Here is a 19518-nt window from a genome sequence, read left to right as displayed (position 1 = left end):
CTTTAAAACAACGTGTTATTACACCTAAATTTCAGGCATAAAAAAACCGATATCTCAGGGAGATTATCGGTTAATTTTTACTCCCCTAAGCTAGAAAAGCAAATGGTACCGGTGGGCGGACTCGAACCGCCACGCATTTCTGCGGGGATTTTGAATCCCCTATGTCTACCAATTCCATCACACCGGCACAGCAATAAAGCGAGACGAATTATAACTATGACAAAGCGGCTTGCAAGTGGTTTATTTAGTTTTGCTGTCTATTTGACCATATATTGTTCGATTGAGCGGTGAAAGTTGGCATTTGCAATTAACTTGATAGACTAGCGATTCTAAAAATTGAATTTGGTTGTCCCATGTCTGATAGTTTCCCACGAGCAGGGTTCGTTAAACGCCTGTTAGTTATTGTCTATGATCTGCTTGCCGTTATTGCATTGTTGATGCTTACAACGGTTGCGAACTTTATCGTCATCAGTTTACTTGAAGGTAATGGATTAATTAAACTAAATGGCTATGTTGACCATTCGGCATTTTTGAATAATCAGTGGTGGTTCCAAGCAGAACTGGTTTTGGTTACTTGGTTCTTTTATACCTGGTTTTGGTACGACGGGGGCCAAACTTTGGGGATGCGGGCTTGGAGATTAAAAATTCAAAGCACTAATGGCAAACCATTAACGTTAAAAAGAACAGCTATTAGAGCACTTTTCGCATTAGGTGGATTGGGTAATATATTGGTACTGTTTACGCCCAAAAATAAATTGTCACTACAAGACAAAATTTCAAATACGGAAGTGGTCTTGTTGACTAAAGAAGCCAATAAACGTGTTTATTTACGCGGAGTTGAAGACCCAAACCAAACGCACTAAATAAAAGGCTCGGTGTCGAGCCTCTACTTCATCTGCGCGTTTATCTCTTTATATATTTGTTACTTTTGCTTTTTGGTTAGCAGCCGAAGGGCAACTAAACTAAATACTAAGGTTGGCGAAAACGCGCCTATTACCGGCGGTATTTGATAAACCAACGACATTGAACCAAATACTCGGTCAAACAAGAAAAACGCAAATCCCGTTAATATACCCATAATTATACGAGCCCCCATAGTCACGCTTCTCAGCGGCCCAAAGATAAACGAAAGAGCTAACAACAGCATTACCGCTACGTTTATTGGTTGAAAAACTTTACGCCAAAAGGCCAACTCATAACGATTGGCATTTTGCTCATTTCGCTCTAAATAATCTAAGTAGTCTAGCAATTCACTAAAGGCCATGCGTTCAGGTCTAATTGAAACTATACCCAATTTATCAGGGGCTAGATCCGTCGGTCAGGGCATTACGTCATGTGTTTCTGTTGTTATTTGTCGGTTAAACCAAGAGCGGATAACGACGTTATTTAGTACCCAGTGACCGTTATCAAAAGCACCCGATTCAGCGCTGAGTTGACGTTTAAGTTTAAGGTTGTGATCAAAGTCAAAGACTTCGACTTTAATTAGAGTACCTTCTTCTGTCACTTCTTTGATATTAACAAAGGCATCGGTATCTTTGGCCCAGATACCTTGTTCGGCACTGTAGACTTTACCACTGCTTATTGCCTGAGATTTTAACTCTGTAGCGGCTCTTACTGAGGTTGGTACTCCCCATTCTGAGAAGAACATCATAATAATGATGAGAACCGTACTTGCTTTTAGAACCGCACTGATGACATTGGTTTTAGACATACCAACGGCTTGCATTACTACCAGTTCAGAGTTTTGTGCTAGGGCACCTAACCCCACTAAACCGCCAATCATAGCCGCCATAGGGAAAAATATTTCAATATCTTGAGGCACTAAATAAAGCGAATATAATCCCGCAGTTATTGCCGTAAAGTCAGCGCGTCCAATATATTTTAACTGTTCGATAAAGCGAAAAAGAGAACTAATGCCAACGAGAACACCTAAGGTAACTAATATCGAAGTAACTACCGTTCGGCCTACGTAACGCTCAATTAACGACATTTGTAACATGTTACGCTCCACCTTTACTTGATAAGGACAACCAAGACTTGCGAACTTTACCGCCAAAACTTCGATCTCTGAGTAGCAATAAAATAGCGGTGAATAATCCAAATAAATGGATCCACCAAAGTCCTATTTGCGGAGGTATTTTGCCATCTTCAAGCGCAGATTTAGCCAAAACAAGTAAGATGTAATAGGCAAAAAACAAACCTAATCCAAGGCATGATCTTACCAAACCGGCCCTGGCGAGGGTTCACTGAACTAAGAGGTACGGCAATCATAGCGAGAATAGGAATGGTAAGGGGGATCGCTAACCGCCATTGGAACTCGGCAACCGCTTCCAATTCATTTGATTTCATTAACTCTAACGTAGGCAAAGCTGTGTAATTCCGTCGTCTTCGTTCGATGGCTTGGTCTTCCATCAGTATTTGATATTCTGAAAAGGTTAATCGCTGTGGAGCTTCATCTTCGCTTAAGAAATAACGTTGGCCGCCGGATAGCACCAAGTCTTGTTCACCGTTTTCCTGCTCTTTTAACTGGCCATTAAGGGCATAAACCACACTCTGAACGCCGTTATCATTGCCTTGAGCAACAAATACCTTTTTCATCATGGATGTGTCGCGCTCGATTTCATGCACAAAGACAACTGAATTTACGTTACCTGCTTGCTGAAATCGTCCAGCGGTAAGGGTCGATAATACCCCTTCGGCGGCAGCGTTTTCGCGCACTTGGTATTCATATTCGGTGGCGAGTGGCGCTAAGTACATAGTGATCACGCCACCAAAAATAGCAACCATAGTTGCAAGTACAAGCGTGACACGGGTCACGTACCACTCTGATACACCAGTGGCCTTTAAAACACTCATTTCCTGATCGGCATAAAGTCGTCCATAGGCGAGCATAACGCCTAAAAACATGCTCAGTGGCAGTATAATTGCGGCAAGTTGCGGGAATCTTAGGCCGATAATCGAAAGCACGAGATAACCGGGTATTTTACCCTCTGACGCATCAGCCAAAACTCGAACAAATGTTTGGCTCATGAAAATACTCATGAACACTAGAAAAACCGCAAACTGCGACTTAAAAACTTCAGCGGTTAAATAACGCAGAATAATCACAAATAAACCTTTTAAAACTTGTACTTTTACTGGAAATATGCCGATTTTTAAGTAAACTTCTTATTTTTATAAGAATTGTTCAAAACGCATCGACTAAAAATCAGTGCAGAAGTTATCGGGAACAGCTTAGTTAACGTTAAATAAAGCACCTGTGCAATGGATTATAATGTTAAATCCATGAAACACCGATAATTAATTTGAATTTAAAATTCGGTTTTGATTTAAACGTGAAACGATACCATAAAATAATGGTTATTTTGACACACTAATCAGATCCCGAAATCATTAGTACCTTCGCTCTATATTTGGAGAAATCATGGAATTTAGCGTAAAAAGCGGCAGCCCAGAAAAACAACGTAGTGCTTGTATTGTTGTTGGTGTGTATGAACCGCGTCGTCTATCGCCAATAGCTGAACAATTAGATCAGATCAGTGAAGGGTACATCAGTAATCTTTTACGTCGTGGTGATCTAGAGGGTAAGCCTGATCAGGTTTTATTATTGCACCATGTGCCTAACGTATTGAGCGAACGAGTTTTGTTGGTAGGTTGCGGCAAAGAGCGAGAATTAAACGAACGCCAATATCGTCAAATTATTAAAAAGACCATAGATACCCTAAACGAAACGGGTTCGATGGAATCGGTGTGTTTCTTAACTGAAATGCATGTAAAAGGGCGCGACACTTATTGGAAAGTCCGTCAGGCGGTTGAAGCAACACTGGCTTCTTTGTATAGCTTTGATGCATTAAAAAGCAAAAAGATGAAGCGCGTCGTCCTTTACGTAAACTTGTATTTAACGTACCAACTCGTCGTGAATTACCATTGGGCGAAAGCGCGATTGAACACAGTTTAGCGATTTCCAACGGTGTTAAATTATGTCGTGACGTAGCAAACATGCCACCAAATATTTGTAACCCACTGTATTTAGCTGAGCAAGGGCAAGCTCTTGATCAATTCGATAACGTATCGGTTGAAGCGATTGGCGAAGCACAAATGGCGGAACTGGGTATGAATTCATACCTTGCCGTTGGCCGTGGTAGTGAAAACGAGTCAATAATGACCGTAATAAACTATCAAGGTGGCAAGTCAGATGAAGCACCTATCGTACTTGTTGGTAAAGGGTTAACCTTTGACTCAGGCGGTATATCGTTGAAACCAGAGCGCAGGCATGGATGAAATGAAATACGATATGGGCGGCGCTGCAGGTGTTCTTGGCGCCATGCGTTCACTGGTCGAACTTAAGTTACCCCTTAACGTTATTGGTATTTTGGCCGGTTGTGAAAACATGCCGGGCGGAAAGGCCTATCGTCCATAGGTGACGTGTTAACGACTATGTCGGGTAAAACCGTTGAAGTGTTAAATACCGACGCCGAAGGCCGTTTGGTATTATGTGACGCGTTAACTTACGTTGAACGCTTCGACCCTGAATTGGTTATTGACGTTGCAACGCTTACCGGCGCTTGTGTTGTTGCCTTAGGTAAACATGCATCAGGGTTATTGAGTAATCACAATCCATTGGCGCACGAGCTGTTGAATGCATCAGAGCAAAGTGGCGACAGAGCATGGCGTTTACCGTTGTGGGACGAATACCAAGATCAACTTGAAAGTCCGTTTGCAGACTTTTCAAATCTAGGTGGACGTGATGCCGGCACAATTACTGCGGCGTGTTTCTTGTCTCGATTTACCAAAAAATACAATTGGGCTCACTTAGACATTGCAGGGACATCTTGGGTAAGTGGCGGCGCAAACAAAGGCGCAACCGGACGACCTGTACCTATGTTAACCCAATTTTTAATGAATCGTGCTGGCATTAGCGTCGAGCAATAAAGGATTTAAATGAACGCCGTTTTTTGGTTGTTAAACGACCAGCACAAAGTGCCACAATCGCCAAATGCAGAATCGGTTACGCCGATGTTGCATTTTGCCTGTGTGTTAGCGGCGGATTTATTTCGTCAGAATAAAAAGATCCAAATGGGCGTTGATGATCAAGACAAAGCCCATGTGATGGATGAGTGGCTGTGGCAGTTTGATGCAAGCCGCTTTATTCCACACAATTTGCTAAGGTGAAGGCCCGCATTACGGTACACCTCTTGAGATCAATTGGGAGGCCAGTAATTTACGGCGCAATTGTTTCATCAATACCTGTGAGCAAATACCAGACTTCTATAAAAAAATTAAAGGATTATCAGAGTGGCACGACTTTGTACCGGCTGATGAAGCAGGTAAAGCGGCAGCTCGCGAGCGCTATAAGCAGCTCAAACAGGCTGGATTCCAATTAAGCACGAATCCAATTCCAGAATCCATCGTTTAAGAAATGACATTTTTTCAAGGCTATTATCATCATGGATAAAACCTACAATCCAAGTAGTATCGAACAAACTCTTTATCAAAAATGGGAAGAGCAGGGACACTTTAAACCTTCAAACGAAGGCGAAAGTTATAGCATAGTGATCCCACCACCAAATGTAACTGGTAGCTTGCACATGGGACACGCGTTCCAACACACTATCATGGATACACTTACCCGTTATAAGCGCATGGATGGGTTTAATACATTATGGCAAGTGGGTACCGACCACGCCGGTATCGCCACGCAAATGGTTGTTGAGCGTAAGCTTGCAGCAGAAGGCGAAACGTCACGTGCTGAATTAGGCCGTGAAAAATTCATCGAAAAAGTCTGGGACTGGAAAGCAGAGTCAGGCGGTACTATCACCCAACAAATGCGTCGCTTAGGCAACTCTGTTGACTGGGAACGTGAACGTTTCACGATGGACCCAGGTTTATCTAAAGCCGTAGAAAAAGTCTTTATCGATCTTTACAACGACGACCTCATTTATCGCGGTAAACGTCTTGTAAACTGGGACCCAAAATTACAAACCGCCATTTCAGATCTCGAAGTTGAAAACAAAGATAAAAAGGGCTTTATGTGGCACTTCCGCTATCCACTGGCGGATGGCGTAAAAACGGCGGAAGGTAAAGATTATCTTGTTGTTGCGACAACTCGTCCAGAAACGTTGTTAGGTGACACTGCAGTTGCGGTTAACCCTGCGGACGAACGTTATAAAGATTTAATTGGTAAAGACGTTATCTTACCGATTGTTAATCGTCGTATACGCATTGTTGGCGACGATCATGCTGATATGGAAAAAGGCACGGGTTGTGTGAAAATCACCCCAGCCCATGACTTTAACGACTATGAAGTTGGTAAACGTCACGCATTGCCTATGATTAACGTATTAGATTTTGTTGGCCACATTCGTCAAGAAGCAGAAGTTTTTGACACCAAAGGCGAGCTATCTACCGAATACAGCACTGAATTACCAGACGCATTTCAGGGGCTGGAACGCTTTGCAGCGCGTAAAGCCGTTGTTGCAGCAATGGACGAGTTAGGTCTATTACAAGAAATTAAAGATCACGATCTAACAGTACCTTATGGCGACCGTGGTGGTGTTGTTATCGAACCTATGTTGACTGACCAATGGTATGTCCGGGTTGAATCTATGGCGAAGTCTGCCACTGAAGCCGTTGAAAACGGCGACATAGAGTTTGTGCCAAAGCAATACGAAAATATGTATTTTGCCTATGGATGCGCGACATTCAAGATTGGTGTATTTCACGTCAATTGTGGTGGGGACACCGTATTCCAGCTTGGTATGACGAGTCTGGGAAAGTGTATGTTGGCAACAACGAAGCAGAAGTTCGCGCAACAAACAACATTGCCGACGATGTAAAACTAACACAAGACAACGACGTATTAGATACATGGTTCTCCTCAGCACTTTGGACGTTCTCGACACTAGGTTGGCCTGAAGAAACAGAAGACTTAAAAACTTTCCACCCAACGGACGTATTGGTTACCGGTTTTGACATTATTTTCTTCTGGGTTGCCAGAATGATCATGATGACGACTCACTTCATCAAAGATGAAAACGGCAAACCTCAAGTACCATTTAAAACCGTTTACGTTACCGGTCTTATCCGCGACGAAAACGGCGACAAGATGTCGAAATCAAAGGGTAACGTAATTGACCCACTTGATATCATCGACGGCATTGAGTTGGACGAGCTGCTAGAAAAACGTACCGGTAACATGATGCAGCCTAAGATGGCTGAAAAAATTGCTAAAAGTACTAAGAAGCAATTTCCAGAGGGGATGGAAGTATCTGGCACAGATGCACTGCGCTTCACTCTCGCGGCATTAGCGTCAACGGGACGTGACATTAATTGGGACATGAAACGTCTTGAAGGTTACCGTAACTTCTGCAACAAATTGTGGAATGCCAGTCGCTACGTATTGATGAATACCGAAGAACACGACTGTGGTGCTAAAGGTGGCGAGCTTGATTATTCATTAGCTGACCGCTGGATCCGCAGCCAACTGCAAGTCACAGTTAAAACAACTCGTGAGCAACTTGATAATTACCGTTTTGACCTTGCGGCAAATACGTTGTACGAATTCACATGGAACCAATTCTGTGACTGGTACTTGGAGCTGACAAAGCCAATTATCTTTAAAGGTAATGAAGCTCAGCAGCGTGCTACCAGAAAAACACTAGTTGATGTTTTAGAGACATTATTACGCCTAATGCACCCAATTATGCCATATATCACTGAAACTATTTGGCAGCGAGTGAACCCACTTGCGGCAAATGCGGCTCCTGCGGATTCAACCATTATGTTACAACCATATCCGTTGGTTATTGACAGTGAAATTGATCAACAAGCGCAAACCGACGTGGAATGGTTGAAGCAATTCATCTTAGTTATTCGTAACATTCGTGGCGAAATGGATTTATCTCCTAACAAACCACTTAACGTATTACTTCGTAACATGTCGGCCGATGACCAAACGAAACTTGACGCGAATAAGTCATTCTTAAAATCTCTTGCGAAACTGGATGTTATCGACGTTTTAGCAAAAGACGAAAAAGGACCTGCTTCGGCGACGGGTTTAGTTGGTGATATGGAAGTGTTAATTCCAATGGCTGGATTAATCGACAAAGACGCTGAGTTGGCACGTTTGAGTAAAGCACTCGATAAAGCTAATCAAGAGTTGTCGCGAGTGGTTGGTAAGTTATCAAATGAAAAATTTGTGAGCAACGCCCCTGAAGCCGTTATTGCTAAAGAAAAAGCAAAACAAGCGGAAGCAGAGCAACTTGTGGCTCGTTTAAAAGCTCAGTATGCAGAGATTGAAGCTATCTAATCTAGTAATAGTTTGAGTTGGGAAAGCCCGGAGAATAACGCTCCGGGCTTTTTTTGCTTTTTATTTAGCATTTTACCGGAAATGATCCTTGCCAATATTCAAAAATGGATCTAAAGTGATATCACTTTGATATCATAAGTTCTGTTTTTAGGTTGTAACCTTGCCGAGCAAAATGATTTATCAAAATTGGAATGAGTATCAACAGAAAAAATTGCTGTAAATGCACAGCTGAGAAAGAGGGAAAAGTTATGAATGAGAAAAACGGTTTTTCAATATCTGGTTACGTCATGATTGTTGTGTTGCCAGTACTGAGTTTCGTACTTGGGTCAAATGTTGTGTCAGGCGGCATTCACTCCAACCAATTTAGCGGTATTTCATTATTACTGACAATTTTAGTCGGTTTGATGTACCTAAGGCTTTTTATGGTTCAGCCAAAACAAGCCCGCGTACTAACCTTATTTGGCTCCTACGTAGGCACAGTTAAAGAAACGGGATTACGTTGGACAATACCTTTATTTATGCGTCGCAATATTTCTCTTAGGATCAGAAACTTTGAGAGCGGCCAGTTAAAAGTTAATGACAACCAAGGTAACCCAATTGAAATTGCAACGGTAATCGTATGGTCTGTGAATGATACTGCTCAAGCGGTGTTTGAAGTCGATGACTACGAAAGTTACGTTAGCATTCAATCTGAAGCCGCCCTTAGGAATTTAGCGACTAGCTACCCATATGACATCTACGAAGAAGGTTCAATTTCACTCCGTGGTGACCCACAAGTGATTTCAGATGCATTAACAATAGAAGTGCAAAACCGCCTTGAAAATGCCGGTATGGTAGTGCATGAAGCTCGAATCAGTCATTTGGCTTATGCCCCTGAAATCGCCCATGCGATGTTACAACGTCAACAAGCGACAGCAATAATTGCTGCCCGTGAAAAAATTGTACAAGGTGCGGTCGGTATGGTTGATTTAGCACTTGAACAACTTTCGGCAAAAAATATTGTTGAGCTAGACGAAGAACGTAAAGCCGCCATGGTGAGCAATTTGTTAGTGGTATTGTGTGGCGACCAAAATGCACAGCCAATAGTGAATGCGGGTTCCTTATATTAAGGATTGCAGATGACTAAAAAAAGAGCTACCCACTTAGAATAAACCCCGACGTTCTTGCAGCGATGCAACGTTGGGCCGACGACGAAATACGCAGTGTGAATGCTCAAATTGAGTACGTCCTGCGCCAAGCATTAGTGGACTCGGGACGAGTGAAGTTAGTGGAAAAAGTGCAAATTGAAGTAAAGGACAATGACCCTGAAGAACACTAGAAATAGTGTTTTTCTTTGCCCTGCGGGCGGCTATTTCGACTGCGTCGACCTTACTTTTTCAACAGCCAAAAAAGTAGGCAAAAGGCCGCTTTCGGCCAAATCCCTAATCCTTATTTAAGATTTATATTATCGTCGAAGACGGAATGTACGTACATCCCTATACACATTCCTTGCAACGGCGTCCCTGCCGTTCACTTCGAGATATAAACCTCAACTAAGGGGGATCTAGACGAAGGAAAAAGTCGCCTGAACTTTATGTGCAATAACGCGTTGTTTTAAAGACAAATGTCCTCCCAAATAATCAGAAAAAATCGTCATCCCAAAAGAGCCACAGCGATATTTGGGATCTCCAACCGAGTGCAGAGGAATTTCATAATTCACTTTCAATTGGCTCAAAGTAATCAGAACAAAAAACGTCATCCTAAAAGAGCCTTAGCGATATTTGGGATCTCCAACCGAGTGCAGAGGAATTTCATAATCCACCTTTCAATTAGCTCATAATTTCAGAACAAAAAACGTCATCCCCTAGCTTGTAAAATTAGTTTGTAGCAAAGGTTTGAGTAATTTGATACAAATACAAATATAAATATTGTTAAAAAGAGGAAAGTTTCCTCTGATTAAACTGTTATGTGTTTTTATAGTTTGGGTGAAAGTCTCAATATTTAAGGATTAATTTATGCTGGAAGCAGTGGTAGAAGGTTTCTTCTATACGATAGGTGAAATCTTAGCGTATACGTTATGGCCTTTACTTTATTATTCAGGTTGGCTTGTTTTAAAAGTAATAACCTTTGGCAGTTATCCGCCTAAATCTGATCCAATGTCCTTTAATCCAAACAATCATTCAAAGGTTTTTGTGCGTTTTATTGGCTTCTTATTATGGTGCGCGGTAGGTTTTGTTGTGTTTAAATATATCTAGTAAATCAAACACATAACAAGCTATTCAAGCGGGACAATGCTCTTCACCCGTTTTAGTGGACACCTCCTCATCACTTTGAGGAGGCTAAAATGCCTAAATATACCCAACCTAGAAAGACATGGTTTTACCCCGTTAATTTCAAAATCAAAGCAGTCGAACTAAGCTTACGAGACGATGTGATGTCAAAGGACGTTGCAGAGGCGCTAGATATTCATCCGTTAATGCTTAGTCGTTGGCGAAAAGAATATCGAGAAGGTAAGTTTAAAAAGACGCCGCGCTATCAAGGCAACGACGAAATAATGAGTAAACTCCCAACAAAAAAGAATTGGATAATATCCAAAAGCTCAAGAAAGAAAACGAGCGTCTTAGGCAGGAGAACGACCTGCTAAAAAAGTGGCAACGGTATCTGGCGGAAGTACATCAGAACGATTTGGATTCATCCAAAAGTTCGGACAAACCTTAGGCGTCAAATACCTATGCTCATGGCTTAACGTCTCACGCAGTGGTTATTATGCTTGGATAAATCGACCTGTATCAGCTCGAGATATTTCGGATGCGGATTTATTGTTGAAGATTGAACATACTTTTAATGCGAGCCATGAAACCTATGGTAGTCCCAGAGTATTTCAGGCGCTTAAAAAACAAGGTGTTAAAACCAGTGAAAAACGTGTTGCGCGCTTAATGCGTGAAAACGGGTTAAGAGCAAGAGCGTTAAAGACTTACAGCAAACCTGCGAAAGTTAAATTCTTCTACAAAGAAATAGAAAATAAACGTAAAGATATTGAAAAGCCAACGGCAATTAATCAACAGTGGTCAGGTGATGTGACTTACTTAAAAGTCGGTGCTCGTTGGCACTATCTTGCTGTGGTCATCGACTTGTATTCACGTCGAATAATAGGTTGGGCGTTTGGTAAAAACAAGACAACTGAGCTTACGCTAAAGGCGCTCAGACTAGCAATAAAGAAACGACAGCCAACAGACAGTGTGTTATTTCACACTGACCGAGGCGCAGAATACCGCGCCCACGTCGTACAAAAGTATTTAGTAAATCATAACATCAAAGCCAGTATGAATAGGCCTGGATGCTGTACCGACAATGCTGAAGTCGAGTCCTTCTTTCATTCATTAAAAGCAGACTTAATTCGAGGGAATACGTTTGATAGCAGCAATAAATTACATTCAAAATTAAAGGGTTACCTAAATTACTTTTACAATAGACAGAGATTGCATTCGAGTTTAGGATATAAATCACCTGCCGAGTTTGAATTGGCAGTAAATTAAAACGTGGACGGTGTCCACTTTATCGGGTGAAGATCACAAATTACAGTTGGCTGGTTCCGCTCCGCTTCACATTTTAGCCAACTGCAATTTGCCCCTTAATAGGGCGTTATGTTTCTATACTAATCTGTCCATCGCAACTTTATATACTTTTCCTTTGTCACGTTTTCCAACAGAAATGACTGTCACTGTAACCACTGAATCGTTCACTTCATAAACTAACCTATAGCCAGCTTGCCTCAATTTTATTTTGTAAAGTTCATTACCTCCAGACAATTTTGCGCTATCAATGTGTGGATTTTCTAGAATATCTACGAGCTTTTTCTTAAATTGAGCTTGAATAGTTGCCCCTAGTTTTTTCCATTCTTTTAGTGCTGACTTTTTAAATTCTAACTCATAACTCATTTAAGCTAACCTTTATGCTAGCTTCATTTTTACGTTGCTCAGCAATTGCTAATAGCTCTAGATCTTCCATGTGATCCATCATAAACTCATACGTGTCTGCTGGTATGCAGTAAAAGGCAGGTTCATTTCTATTTAAAACAGCAATGGCTTCACCATGTGCGCTTAAAGCAACCTTCATTGGATTAGCTTTTAATTCGCTTATACTTGCAGCAGCTTCAGTTAATATTCTAGTTGTCATACTATCACCAGTACTTTAAAGTGGTCGTTAATTAGGTTTAGTATAAGCGATGAAACATAACAACACGCCCTGAGGTGGACAGCAAGTATCAATACTCACTTTCCACCGCATATTTCAGAAGGGGTGAGCCCTTACGCTTTAGCGCTTCAAGGTACTTTGTTTCATCGTATGCCGTTTTTGTTTTCCAACATCTAAACAGTATCCTTATCCACTTAAATGCCAGTGCACGAATGATAGTATTATGTGGCTTTCCTTTGCTTACTTGTTGTCGGTAATATGCTTTGGCCCAAAACGAATATCGCACTGATTGACCAGCCCATTCTACAAATGTTTGACTTAAAAAGGTTGTGCATGAGTAGCGCCAATGTATCCATTCTTTTTTGCTACTTCGTTCCGAACAGGGGCAATACCGGCGTATTTTTGTATCTCTTCACATGACTAATTCTGAATAAAAATTGGCTAATCACGCCAATTACATTACACTTTATTGTACAACCAAAAGTACACCGAGGGTGTTATGAGTAGAATTCGCTTCGACCAAGATATACAGCCGCTTTCAGAATTCAGGGCTGGAGTCGCTTCGTACATCAAACAAATAAATGAAACACGTAGGCCCCTTGTGATAACACAACGTGGTAAAGGCGTCGCCGTTGTTTTAGACGTTGCAGAATATGAAGCAATGCAAGAAAAAATAGAATTACTAGAAGAAATTAATAAAGCTGATGTGCAACTTTCGAGTGGACTTGGAATGGACAGCAAAGCTGTAAGAGCTAAATTACTTTCTAGGTTTAAAAATGAAGGTTAATTGGTCGCCGCTTGCTATTTCAAAACTTGAATCAATATCCGACTATATCGCGTTGGACAAAGAGTCTGCTGCAATTAATTGGGTCAATGACATTTTGGATTCCACAGACTCACTGGCCAATCAACCTGAAATGGGTCGTGCGGTACCTGAGCTGCTAGGGACAAATTATCGTGAGTTAATTGTTGGAAATTATAGAGTTATATATAGTATTGGTTCTGATATTCAGATTTTGACTATTCGTAATTGCAAACAAATATTAAAGTTTGGAGTAGACGAATAATAACAAGTCTTTGAAGAAAGACTTGTCACCGCTTGCTCGAGGTCCTTCGTCGCCGAAGTTTAGCAAGCCTAAACTTGTTTTTTAATGAGGCCGTAGAATAACTCTTTCTTAAGAAAAACGGCCCATTTTGTGAGTTCCAAATGCATTAACTAGTGCGATAAAAACGCTTATAATTTGTTGCAGGAACTCGATTTTTTATCAATTTAGGCTGTTGGAATAATTCTACAGCTTCGTTATGCATAATTAGAGATTAAGCAATGTCATGTGAGAAAGATTGGGTTGATATTACATCCGCACTTTTAACGCCAGTAATTGCCATTATTGGTATTGGTATCGCTATTCTACAGTGGCGAATAAACCGCTCGCGTCTTAGACATGAATTGTTCGAGAAGCGATATGCTATATACGAAGCAACATTACTTTATCTCGGGCAACTTATCCGAACTGCCAAAATGGATGATGTTGAACGAGTAACGTTTCTGCAAAATACAAAAGGTGCTTTTGTACTCTTTGATGACAAAATTATTAAATATCTAAAAAATTACACGATAAATCAACAGCTCTTCATCTTTATCAAAGTCAGCAACAGCATGAAGAAGAAGCGGAAATATTAAAATGGCTAGGTGCTCAGCTAAAAGTAATAGATCTAGTGTTCAAAGGTCACCTTAAGGTGGAGTAGATGCATAACAATCGTAATCAGGCGTAAATATTTTCCGTTCCTCGGTTTGTGTTTCACGCTACGTTTACACAAACGGCTCCACTCCAAATATTCGGTTTTTGAAGGCGATAAGGCCGCAGAATAACTCTTTTTTTAAGAAAAATGGTTCATTTTATGGGTTCCAAATACATTACCTAGTACGAAAAAACACTCAGAATTTATTGCAGGAAGTCGACTTATCATCAATTTAGGCTGTTGGAGTAATTCTACAGCCTCGTTAGCTTTCTAATTTTCCAAGTTGTAAATTGAGTAATAAAGGTATACTTTTAACTCATGTATGATTTCGAATTTGATATACAAAAAAGTACGCTGAATTTTGAGAAGCATGGAATCGACTTTGTTGATGCTCAAGAGTTATGGTCTGATCCTAATTTAATCGAAATCCCAGCAAATACTTCTGACGAACCGAGGTTTCTTGTTATTGGTACTATTGAAAACAAACATTGGTCTGCGGTAATTACTTATCGGAAAAAGAACATCCGCATAATATCGGTTCGAAGATCTAGAAAGAATGAGGTGAACTTTTATGAAAGCTAACAAATTTGATGAAGCTTTTGACGAGAATCAAAATGACATCCTAGATCACTTGGACCTGTCTAAAGCTAAACGTCCTTTACAAACTCAGAGAAGAGTTAATGTTGATTTTCCTTCATGGATGATCGATTCACTTGACAGAGAAGCAAGTCGAATAGGCGTAACAAGGCAATCTATTATTAAAGTTTGGCTAGCTGAACGATTGGAAAGCTAGGAAAAGAAACATCACCACGAAAGCTAACAAGTCATTGAAGATCACTTGTCACGGCTTTCCCGAGTTTCATCGTCACCAACGTTTAGCAAGCCTAAACTTGTTTCTTAATGAGGCTCTGAGGCCGCAGAATAACTTCTTTTTGAGAAAAACGCTTATAATTTGTTGCAGGAATTCGACTTTTCACCAATTTGGGCTGTTGAAGTAATTCTACAGCCTCGTTATGATTTAGTCACTTCACGTGGCATATTGAACAATCAAATATTTACGAATGAGGAAATAAAATGATAGATATTGGTATTAGTAAAGAAAATAGAACTGAAATATCAAATGGTTTGAAACAACTATTAGCTGATTCTTACACCTTATATTTACAAACTCATAACTTTCACTGGAATGTAACGGGTTTACAATTTCGTGAGTTGCACTTGATGTTTGAAGAACATTATACTGAGTTAGCTATTGCTGTTGACGATATTGCTGAACGCATTAGAACTCTTGATGTTCCTGCCCCATGAACTTATAAAGAGTTCTCAAAACTCAGCTCTATAAAAGAAGTTGATGGTGTTCCAAGTTCATCTGAAATGGTTGAGTTATTAACCAAAGGTCACGAGCAAGTAATTAAAACTTCCCGCAAAGTTTTAAAAATAGCTCAAAATGCAGACGATGAATCTACAGCAGCTCTTGTATCGGACCGAATGCGTGTTCATGAAAAAACAGCTTGGATGTTAAGAGCTACTAAAAAATCATAACAAGTCACTAAAGAAAGACAAAACAGAGTTGTACCGGCCCTTGAAAACGACGAAAAAACCGGCCCAACAAATTGTTTTGCTTCTTATTGAGGCACTAGGCATACAAGGAGAACGTGTGGAAAATTTGAAAAGTGGATTCTTATGGGGATTGGGTTTTGGCCTATCAATTACTATTATCGTCCTAATTTCTCAATATTTAAACCCCAATGAATTTGAGAAAATGAAAGACTATACCCCTACAAAAATTGGAAGCTTCGAAGTCATAAGTAAAGTTGGTCGTGTCGAAGGTTCTAACTTTATTATCGCTGGTGAGTACAAAGTAACTGGTAGCCAAGAATTTGAAAGGTATAGAGTTGATGCTGTCATTCGCAACGTAAAAGGTATTTTCCTACAACAATGTAGTTCTGATATTGATACTCATAGTGTCGAAGTAGAAAAAACTTTACAAAAGTAATTGTGTGTCGTGACTTTTCAGATGTTGAATCAGCTTCATCAGTAGAAATAAATTTGGTTGGTTTTAAGTAATGCCTTACAAGTCATTAAACAGGGACAAAAAACTGTTGGTTTTAGCCCTATGCCTATAATTTTAAACAACTATTTTTATCCCGTTAATTGGGCGTTAGGTGAACTTAATGAATGCCTCTGCAGTAAATGAAAAACTATTAGCAGAAGGGTGTGTTCCAAATAGCTTTGCAGTACTTAGCCGAGAAAGTGACGCTCTTTGTTTGCTGAAAAATGGAGTCGAATGGATAGTTGTTTACAGTGAACGAGGCAACGACTCAAAGCCATACTTTAGAAGCTTTTCAGAGGAAGATGCTTGCGAATTCTTTTATGATTTGGTTATGAAAGAACCTCACCTCCATATGGTTTTCTTTTCACGATCCATTGATGAGGCAGAACAATTCCAAACTAAAGTCAAAAATGTGGGTATCGAGACTATTCGCAACGATATCCCTCACTATATGAATGAAAATGACACTAGAGCTAGAGTCTTTGTAAAAGGTAAAGATATCTTCCGATTCGAACAAGAATTTGGGAAGCCTGAGTTTCCGTTCACCTAACAAGTCTATGAAGAAAGGGACATGAAATCATTGACTTGTCGCTCGTGCCTCGCTAATTTTAACCAGCTATTTTATTGCCTCTTAGCGAGGCGTAAGGTGTAATTGTGATCAAAGTTATCATTTTATTATTGGTTAGTTTTTTAAGTTCATCATGTGTATGGAATAATAATGCAAGTATAATTTCACGTGGAGAGTATGAGTTTCAATCTGTTTTGAATCCAGGAACAAGCAAAAAGCAGATAATAAGTTTTCTCAAGGAGAAAGAGTATTACTATTCTGAAATAAATGAAACTGTTCATTTGTTTATGTCGTTTTAATACTTTGCGACAAAATCATCAAAATGTTGTTTGAATACCTGTTTTAAATTTTTATTAACGAACATAATGTGGGCGTCGTAGTACTTTTTATTTTTGTATAGTTGCACTAAAGAGGCATTTACTGCATTAATAAAAATCTTATTTTCTTCGGTCTTTTTACATGCGATATGGCCTGTAACAAAGTCATCAGCACCAATAACAGAGAAACTTAGGATCTGATTATCCCTAAATACTGTTCTTTGTAGACTTCCATGACAGTTTGATATTCGAGCCAGACGTCAATTCTATTGGAAAACAACATTTGAGCCATGCGTTCTTCACTTTCACGTCCCCCTTTACATATCTATTTTGTTTAGGGATTCTAAATATTTGAGCATTGATTTTTGAATTATATGAACGTTCTTTATCAACTCCGAGAATGAAATTATTTTTGGTAATAAACTCATAAATATCGGTGGGTTCATTAATGCTTCCTGTGAATAATGATGAAGCCCTCGGGCTTAGATAAGCTTTTAATCCAAGGAAGATGGTTTGAGGATGGGAAAAAAGTAACAAGGACTCTCGTCGATGGTTTTTTCTTAAATTTCGAATGCAGGAATTTTCATTTTTTGCTCAATGAACTTAAGGCTACGATGTAGGCTTGCATTTAACTTTTTAAACTTATACTCAGGCAACTCATTTATTAATAAGTCTAAGGTCATTTCTTCGGTTGTGATAGCTTCTTCTGCAGATGATGAATATAACGTAATTAAGTTCTCAGTTGCAGAAGCATAGCTACAGACAATTAATGAAAAAATAAAGATTAAAAATTTCATATAAACTTAAAAAATTCCAAATTATTGTGACAACTATTTCATATATAGCATTAAAACTATAGGAGTAATTCCTTAATAAATAAATGGGATCTTTTTATTAAGTAGATAGCATACGTTTATAAAGCAAATAGGGACAAAGTAATAAACTTAATGAACGCGCTAGATTTTTTATTAACTTTGGCTTTTGTTAACCTTGCGACGTTATAGAACATCCGATTTGTATTTTCCAAATTTGAGTTACAACAAATTTGTATAAATGGATTACACTCTTAAACATTCAAATGTTATGAAATAACGGAATTAAAAATGAAACAACTAGTTGTATTGGCATTATTATTAGGGGTGACGGCGTGTACCGAAGATGCGGGAAAAGTCAGTTTAGGGCTATTTACCACTAAAGATGTTGTGATTAAAGCGGAGCAAGACCCTAAGATCCCTGGTGTTACCTGTCATATCAGTCATGTTGAAGCGGATTTGGACTTTTCAGATCCTTCTGATATGTCGATTGCTTGCCGCCAAACAGGACCAATTTTGGAACAACATTTGACTCAAATTGATCTGTCAAAAAATGGTGAAGTGATTTTTCGCGAGTCTAAAAGTATTCTTCTGAAAAGCCTGAAAGTACGCAGAATATACGACAAAAAAGCAATACGTTGATGTACTTATCCTATTCAACAAAGGAAACGAATGGCAGTCATCACCATGCATTGTCGACGGTTCCATTGTATAAAACCCAAGCGTGGGATTGGGCGCAAAGGCAAAAGGCTAACTAAATAATTGGTTTAGAACCGATCTTGAACGTTGAATGCGCTCAAAGTTCAAGGTCGTGTTTGCGACGTTAGATAACTTGCTTGAGTCTAGATTACCGCCCCTGAAATTCAACCTGTCGATTGATCTATTGATATTGGTATTATGTGGTCTTTTTATCTAAACATTGTTTAAATTAGAGTATGGTCGCAACAGCAAACGTCTTAAAACGTCGCGATAACTTTTACATCAGAAGTAATTGATCCCGACGAGACATAGCCAATTAAACTTGGGTTGGCTTTGATTAATTCTAACATCTCCGCATCATTGCTGACTTCTCTTGGCGGCGAACCTTTCCCTGTAAAAACCAATTTTGACCAATAGGCTTTTATTTGGCTAGAAGATTTTTCAATACGGTTTTGTCAAAAGCTTTTCTTGGTGCAGTGCCTTCTGCTAAGTTAATCGGCAATACAATCCCTCCGTTGGGGAATGATTTCATTTTCCCTAGGAACATTCGCGCGATGTCAGTCGACTCTATTTTAGCTTGATTTGAGGGATGAACAATCACTGATATTTCTGCCATTGAGGGCAGAGATAAAAGGAGCGCTGCAACCAAAAATAGATGCTTCATTTTTTCTCCTAAAAAACAAACCAAGATGAGCGAAACGAACACGATTGTCACCGACGGGCGGTAATTTATTGTCAACTTTAAAATAATCTAAGTTGAAGATCGCTAATTGCGCAATTTTTAATTAAACAAAAAACACAGTGTTTTTAATTTTCTGATAACTACCAATGCTTTAAGCTAATTTCCA

17 protein-coding genes, 1 tRNA gene and 9 pseudogenes are annotated in these 19518 nt (G+C 39.7%); 18 read left to right on the top strand and 9 right to left on the bottom strand.

Annotation, left to right across the window (positions count from 1 at the left end):
• Window positions 1-103: 103 nt before the first annotated feature.
• Window positions 104-187, bottom strand: a tRNA-Leu gene (locus tag PN838_RS09640).
• Window positions 188-353: 166 nt separating this feature from the next.
• Between PN838_RS09640 and PN838_RS09635 the strand changes: the two genes are divergently transcribed.
• Window positions 354-863, top strand: coding sequence for an RDD family protein (locus PN838_RS09635; RefSeq protein ID WP_215965529.1), 510 nt, complete (start codon window positions 354-356; stop codon window positions 861-863).
• A gap of 59 nt (window positions 864-922) precedes the next feature.
• On the opposite strand, the pseudogene lptG reads toward PN838_RS09635, so the two are convergent.
• Window positions 923-1990: pseudogene (gene lptG / locus PN838_RS09630) on the bottom strand (LPS export ABC transporter permease LptG).
• 10 nt (window positions 1991-2000) lie between these two features.
• Window positions 2001-3108 (bottom strand): annotated as a pseudogene (lptF, locus tag PN838_RS09625) (LPS export ABC transporter permease LptF).
• A 316-nt stretch (window positions 3109-3424) separates the two neighbouring features.
• On the opposite strand from lptF, the pseudogene pepA reads away from it, so the two are divergent.
• From pepA to PN838_RS09590, 8 genes and pseudogenes are all read left to right on the top strand, one after another.
• Window positions 3425-4932: pseudogene (pepA, locus tag PN838_RS09620) on the top strand (leucyl aminopeptidase).
• A 9-nt stretch (window positions 4933-4941) separates the two neighbouring features.
• Window positions 4942-5172: a DNA polymerase III subunit chi gene (locus tag PN838_RS09615; protein WP_272180523.1), complete on the top strand. Its 231-nt coding sequence runs from the start codon at window positions 4942-4944 to the stop codon at window positions 5170-5172.
• A 10-nt stretch (window positions 5173-5182) separates the two neighbouring features.
• Window positions 5183-5416: pseudogene (locus PN838_RS27190) on the top strand (DNA polymerase III subunit chi); the annotation flags it as partial.
• A 31-nt stretch (window positions 5417-5447) separates the two neighbouring features.
• Window positions 5448-8308, top strand: a pseudogene (locus PN838_RS09610) (valine--tRNA ligase).
• Between the two features lie 248 nt (window positions 8309-8556).
• A complete protein-coding gene (locus tag PN838_RS09605; RefSeq protein WP_272180522.1) occupies window positions 8557-9417 on the top strand; it encodes an SPFH domain-containing protein in 861 nt (286 codons plus the stop codon).
• A gap of 62 nt (window positions 9418-9479) precedes the next feature.
• Window positions 9480-9626: a type II toxin-antitoxin system antitoxin gene (locus PN838_RS09600; RefSeq protein ID WP_272180521.1), complete on the top strand. Its 147-nt coding sequence runs from the start codon at window positions 9480-9482 to the stop codon at window positions 9624-9626.
• Between the two features lie 676 nt (window positions 9627-10302).
• Window positions 10303-10542: a hypothetical protein gene (locus PN838_RS09595; protein WP_272180520.1), complete on the top strand. Its 240-nt coding sequence runs from the start codon at window positions 10303-10305 to the stop codon at window positions 10540-10542.
• Between the two features lie 89 nt (window positions 10543-10631).
• Window positions 10632-11823 (top strand): annotated as a pseudogene (locus PN838_RS09590) (IS3 family transposase).
• Between the two features lie 114 nt (window positions 11824-11937).
• Here PN838_RS09590 and PN838_RS09585 read toward each other — a convergent pair.
• From PN838_RS09585 to PN838_RS09575, 3 genes and pseudogenes are all read right to left on the bottom strand, one after another.
• Window positions 11938-12225, bottom strand: a complete 288-nt coding sequence (locus PN838_RS09585; RefSeq protein WP_215961865.1) for a type II toxin-antitoxin system RelE family toxin — start codon at window positions 12223-12225, stop codon at window positions 11938-11940.
• Window positions 12215-12463, bottom strand: a complete 249-nt coding sequence (locus PN838_RS09580) for a type II toxin-antitoxin system Phd/YefM family antitoxin (RefSeq protein WP_101343117.1) — start codon at window positions 12461-12463, stop codon at window positions 12215-12217. Before PN838_RS09580 ends, PN838_RS09585 begins: the two co-directional genes overlap by 11 nt.
• A gap of 88 nt (window positions 12464-12551) precedes the next feature.
• A pseudogene (locus PN838_RS09575) lies at window positions 12552-12901 on the bottom strand (transposase); the annotation flags it as partial.
• A gap of 79 nt (window positions 12902-12980) precedes the next feature.
• Here PN838_RS09575 and PN838_RS09570 point away from each other — a divergent pair.
• The 8 genes and pseudogenes from PN838_RS09570 (at window position 12981) to PN838_RS09535 (ending at window position 16824) form a co-directional block, all read left to right on the top strand.
• Entirely contained in the window at window positions 12981-13268 is a 288-nt protein-coding gene (locus PN838_RS09570) for a type II toxin-antitoxin system Phd/YefM family antitoxin (RefSeq protein WP_272180519.1), read from the top strand.
• Window positions 13258-13548: a type II toxin-antitoxin system RelE/ParE family toxin gene (locus PN838_RS09565; protein WP_272180518.1), complete on the top strand. Its 291-nt coding sequence runs from the start codon at window positions 13258-13260 to the stop codon at window positions 13546-13548. The genes PN838_RS09570 and PN838_RS09565 overlap by 11 nt, the downstream gene beginning before the upstream one ends.
• A gap of 257 nt (window positions 13549-13805) precedes the next feature.
• Window positions 13806-14162 carry a hypothetical protein gene (locus PN838_RS09560; protein ID WP_272180517.1) on the top strand — a complete coding sequence of 119 codons (357 nt, stop codon included), beginning with the start codon at window positions 13806-13808 and terminating at the stop codon, window positions 14160-14162.
• 377 nt (window positions 14163-14539) lie between these two features.
• Window positions 14540-14803: a BrnT family toxin gene (locus tag PN838_RS09555; protein WP_272180516.1), complete on the top strand. Its 264-nt coding sequence runs from the start codon at window positions 14540-14542 to the stop codon at window positions 14801-14803.
• Window positions 14793-15014 carry a type II toxin-antitoxin system BrnA family antitoxin gene (gene brnA, locus PN838_RS09550; RefSeq protein ID WP_272180515.1) on the top strand — a complete coding sequence of 74 codons (222 nt, stop codon included), beginning with the start codon at window positions 14793-14795 and terminating at the stop codon, window positions 15012-15014. Before PN838_RS09555 ends, brnA begins: the two co-directional genes overlap by 11 nt.
• 281 nt (window positions 15015-15295) lie before the next feature.
• A pseudogene (locus PN838_RS09545) lies at window positions 15296-15763 on the top strand (Dps family protein).
• A 40-nt stretch (window positions 15764-15803) separates the two neighbouring features.
• On the top strand, window positions 15804-16217 hold the full coding sequence (locus tag PN838_RS09540) for a hypothetical protein (protein WP_272180514.1): 414 nt from the start codon (window positions 15804-15806) through the stop codon (window positions 16215-16217).
• 178 nt (window positions 16218-16395) lie between these two features.
• Window positions 16396-16824, top strand: a complete 429-nt coding sequence (locus PN838_RS09535; protein WP_272180513.1) for an SPOR domain-containing protein — start codon at window positions 16396-16398, stop codon at window positions 16822-16824.
• An 895-nt stretch (window positions 16825-17719) separates the two neighbouring features.
• Here the strand turns inward: PN838_RS09535 and PN838_RS09530 are convergent.
• Window positions 17720-17956, bottom strand: coding sequence for a hypothetical protein (locus PN838_RS09530; protein ID WP_272180512.1), 237 nt, complete (start codon window positions 17954-17956; stop codon window positions 17720-17722).
• A 306-nt stretch (window positions 17957-18262) separates the two neighbouring features.
• Here PN838_RS09530 and PN838_RS09525 point away from each other — a divergent pair.
• A pseudogene (locus PN838_RS09525) lies at window positions 18263-18729 on the top strand (CreA family protein).
• Between the two features lie 198 nt (window positions 18730-18927).
• Here PN838_RS09525 and PN838_RS26295 read toward each other — a convergent pair.
• Entirely contained in the window at window positions 18928-19074 is a 147-nt protein-coding gene (locus PN838_RS26295; protein ID WP_334313334.1) for a hypothetical protein, read from the bottom strand.
• Between the two features lie 17 nt (window positions 19075-19091).
• Window positions 19092-19334: a type 2 periplasmic-binding domain-containing protein gene (locus PN838_RS26290; protein WP_334313333.1), complete on the bottom strand. Its 243-nt coding sequence runs from the start codon at window positions 19332-19334 to the stop codon at window positions 19092-19094.
• Window positions 19335-19518 lie beyond the last annotated feature (184 nt).

Source organism: Psychrosphaera algicola (genome assembly GCF_028401425.1).
GTDB classification, from domain to species: domain Bacteria; phylum Pseudomonadota; class Gammaproteobacteria; order Enterobacterales; family Alteromonadaceae; genus Psychrosphaera; species Psychrosphaera algicola.
This window is presented reverse-complemented; position numbering and strand designations above follow the sequence as displayed.